At 70.1% G+C, this 3300-nt stretch carries 4 protein-coding genes; 3 read left to right on the plus strand and 1 reads right to left on the minus strand.

Annotated elements, in window-relative coordinates; translation table 11 throughout:
• Window positions 1-282 precede the first annotated feature (282 nt).
• Window positions 283-570 carry a plasmid mobilization relaxosome protein MobC gene (gene mobC, locus ABT004_RS36180; RefSeq protein WP_351346056.1) on the plus strand — a complete coding sequence of 96 codons (288 nt, stop codon included), beginning with the start codon at window positions 283-285 and terminating at the stop codon, window positions 568-570.
• Window positions 567-2309, plus strand: a complete 1743-nt coding sequence (locus tag ABT004_RS36185) for a relaxase/mobilization nuclease domain-containing protein (protein WP_351346059.1) — start codon at window positions 567-569, stop codon at window positions 2307-2309. Before mobC ends, ABT004_RS36185 begins: the two co-directional genes overlap by 4 nt.
• A gap of 9 nt (window positions 2310-2318) precedes the next feature.
• On the opposite strand, the gene ABT004_RS36190 is transcribed toward ABT004_RS36185, so the two are convergent.
• Complete coding sequence (locus ABT004_RS36190; RefSeq protein WP_351346062.1) at window positions 2319-2531, minus strand: hypothetical protein; 213 nt, start codon at window positions 2529-2531, stop codon at window positions 2319-2321.
• Window positions 2532-2722: 191 nt separating this feature from the next.
• Here ABT004_RS36190 and ABT004_RS36195 point away from each other — a divergent pair, with 191 nt between their 5' ends.
• On the plus strand, window positions 2723-3163 hold the full coding sequence (locus tag ABT004_RS36195; protein WP_351346065.1) for a hypothetical protein: 441 nt from the start codon (window positions 2723-2725) through the stop codon (window positions 3161-3163).
• Window positions 3164-3300: the final 137 nt, after the last annotated feature.

Here is a 3300-nt window from a genome sequence, read left to right on the forward strand (position 1 = left end):
CCACCGCCAGCGGAGCATGCTCATGCTCCAGCAGCCCGGCCAGCTGGACCTGCATCTCCTCCACGGCCGCCTGCACACCCACGTCGCCTATGCGCCGACCAGCGCCAGGGGGCGCAGGTCGGGAGGGCTGCGACCGAGGGCGGATCGCAGTCAGAGCCCACCCGTTCCGGGCGGGCCAAGGGGAAGTCGCGCCCGCGCGACAAGAAGCAGCGTCGCGCCCACAGCGTCCGCCTCAACGAAACCGAGCACGCCCTCATCCAAGGGGGTGCAGACGCCGTCGGGATGAGCGCGGCCGGCTTCCTCGCGTACTCCGGCCTGGCCATGTCCCGCAATCAGTCGCGCACCGCCGTGGCCATTGCCACCGAACGCGATGTGCTCACCGAGCTCTTCGCCGCGCGCCGGCAGCTCGGCTGGGCCGGCAGCAATCTCAACCAGGTCGCCAAGGCCCTTAACACCGGTGGCGAGGTTCCTCACCTGGCGAAGGTCATCGCCGACATTCAGCGGGCGGCCAAGTCGGTGCAGGTTGCCGCTGACCGGGTCGCCAACCCGCAAGTGGGCGAGGCGGCTTGATCCCCAAGGTGCACAAGCAAGGCAGCGAGACCCTCTTTCTGCTCAACTACCTCTACGGCAAGGGCACTCGCGAGGAGCATATCGACCCTCACCTGGTCGCCTCGTTCGACGGCATGGCCCCCGACCCTGGCCGGGATCCGGGCGCGACGAAGCGGGACCTCCAGCAGCTTCTCGACCAGCCCTTGCAGCTCCTCGACCCCGACCAGCGCCCCGAGAAGCACGTGTGGCATCTGTCCGTGCGAAACGCCGTCGAGGACCGCATTCTTTCCGACGAGGAGTGGGGAGACATTGCGCGCCGCATGGTGGCCGCGACCGGCATCGATCCGGGCAACGGTGCGGGCTGCCGCTGGGCGGCCGTCCGGCACGCCGATGACCACATCCACATCATCGCGACCCTCGTACGCGAGGACGGCCGCCGTCCCGACCACCATTTCTCCGGCAAACGCGCCCAGGCCGAGGCCCGTCTCCTTGAGGTCGAATACGACTTGCAGCGGGTCAATCCTGGGGACGGCACTGCGGCGAAGAGGCCCACCAGCGCCGAGCGCCACAAGGCCGAGCGCCAGGGCCGGGAGCGGACCGCTCGTGAGGAGCTGCGCGAGACGGTGCGCCGCGCTGTCGCCGGCGTGCAGAGCGAAGGAGAGTTCTTCGACCGCCTGACCGCTGCCGGAGTCCTGGTCGAAAAGCGCGTCGCGCCCTCCGGTGACCTCCTCGGCTACAAGGTCGCGCTCACCGACGACCTCAACAAGGACGGCGAGCCTGTGTTCTATCCCGGCTCGAAACTCGCCCCTGACCTCTCCCTGCCTCGGATCCGTGAACGGTGGGCCAGCGATGCCGCTGACGGCCACGCCCCCGACACGGATCGTTCGGCTGGTTCGCCGCACGTCACTCCCTCGGCCGCACGCCGCCAGGCGACGTCGGCGTCCTGGCAGGCCGTGCTCATCATCGACCAGGGCAACGACGGACAGGTCTCCGCGTTGATCGCCGCGGGTGGCGAGATGCTCGACGCGCTGGCCAAGACCTCGGCCGCACACACCCGCCGTGAACTGCGAGAGGCCGCCTGGGCGTTCGAGCGGGCCTCCCGCTCCCACATCCGGGCCGAGCGGGGCCACGACCGCGCCCTGCGGCAGGCTGCCCGGAACCTCGCCCACGGCGGGACCGCGCTCGGCCGCGGGGAGGACGGCGCCACCACCGCCATGCTGATCGACATGGCCATCTTCTTCGTCATCGCCGCCGCTCACTGGCACGGGAAGAAGGAGCATGCCCAGCAGGCCGCTGCTGCCTGCCAGGCCGCCGAGCATTTGCGCGCCGCGTACCAGGTCGCCGCACCGATGTATCTGGGCCCCATGCACCAGCGTGGTCGGAACCTGTCCCAGCCCCTACAGCGCAAGCAGACCGCCTACCTTCGCCGGGCGGTGCCGGAGCTGGCCGAGCAGGTCCTCGCCGAGCCGGGCTGGTACGCCCTGGCCGCCACGCTCGCCGACGTCGAGAGCGCCGGGCACGACCCGGCCGCGCTCCTGGTCGAGGCAGCCGAGCGGCGGGAGCTGGACACCGCCGAGTCGATCAGTGATGTCCTCGTGTGGCGACTGCGGCGGATGGCAGACCTGCCCGCTGACGCCTCCGCGATGCCTCCGAGCCAGGCGAAGCGCACGACACCGGCAACGCACCGCGGGCAGACGCGCACCGTGCCGCCCCGCAGGCCGGGTACGGCGACCGACAGCACACGCGAGCACCAACGGTGAGGAAGGTCTTCAAACCAGGACGGCGACCACCGCGATGGCCACCGTGGCGCCCGCGATGCACAGCATGATGGTGCGCGCGGTCGGCACTCGACGACGAGCCGGCGCCGACGTCACCTCGCGCGTACCGCCGCACGCACAGCCAGGGGTATGTGACAGGAACGGCGAGTCCATCCAGTAGGAGCCGAGCAGCTGCGGTGAGACGGATGAAGGGGAGCTGGGCATACCCGGGCAACGCCGCAGCGCGTCAGCCGATACGGGACGCAACGCCTCTGCAATGAAGGCTCGGCCCTCTCCGCCTCGTCCAGGCGACCGCCCGGGATCATCGGTCCGAGTTCACGAATTCCAGAGTTGCAGCAGGTCAGCGACTTGCGGCACTCTCCTCGTGCAGGCGAGACGACAGAGATGGAGACGGCATGTTCCGACGCAACCGAGCGGACCGAGAGTTCCGTGATGCCCAGCGTGCCGGCCAGGCGCTGCTGGCCGTGCACACCGAGTGGCCCGAGGGTCCCGTCCCGGCCGCTGCGCCGGCCCCGGCAGCGCCGACCGACGCCACGGTGGTGCCCGACTTCCTGCCGCCGGAGTTCCGGGCACCGAGCCGCCAGGACGTCTCGGGATTCATGATGCGCTGGGACCTGCCGCTCGTCATCGACGGCGAAGTCCACGCGTGTCACTGCGGTGCGTACCGGAACTGGATCGTCTTCAACATGCGCGACGACTCGGTGTGGCTGCGCTGCGACGCAGGCCACGAGGCGCAGGAGACCCGGCTGGACACGGCCTGGTACAACCGCAACTCCGGTCCGGTCGACCACTTCCACCCCACCCTCCAAGACGGCCTGCGTCACCTCGGCCACTGAAATCCGCGAAACCCCCTTCCCCTACCCCTGCGTTCATCGGCGCCCGGAGGGCCGATCCGGTCAGACCATCCGTCTCGCATCACCAAGGGGTTTCCGCATGCGCCGTTCCACCACGACCCTCCTCGGCCTCAGCGCCG

Origin of the sequence: Streptomyces sp. NPDC002790 (assembly GCF_040295505.1) — a bacterium.
Classification (GTDB): Bacteria; Actinomycetota; Actinomycetes; order Streptomycetales; family Streptomycetaceae; genus Streptomyces.

Excerpts from the sequence above, each read along its gene's own strand:
- mobC (WP_351346056.1), top strand. The coding sequence starts at position 283 with ATGAGCGCGGCCGGCTTCCTCGCGTACTCCGGCCTGGCCATGTCCCGC.
- ABT004_RS36190 (WP_351346062.1), bottom strand. The coding sequence starts at position 2,531 with ATGCCCAGCTCCCCTTCATCCGTCTCACCGCAGCTGCTCGGCTCCTAC.
- ABT004_RS36195 (WP_351346065.1), top strand. The coding sequence starts at position 2,723 with ATGTTCCGACGCAACCGAGCGGACCGAGAGTTCCGTGATGCCCAGCGT.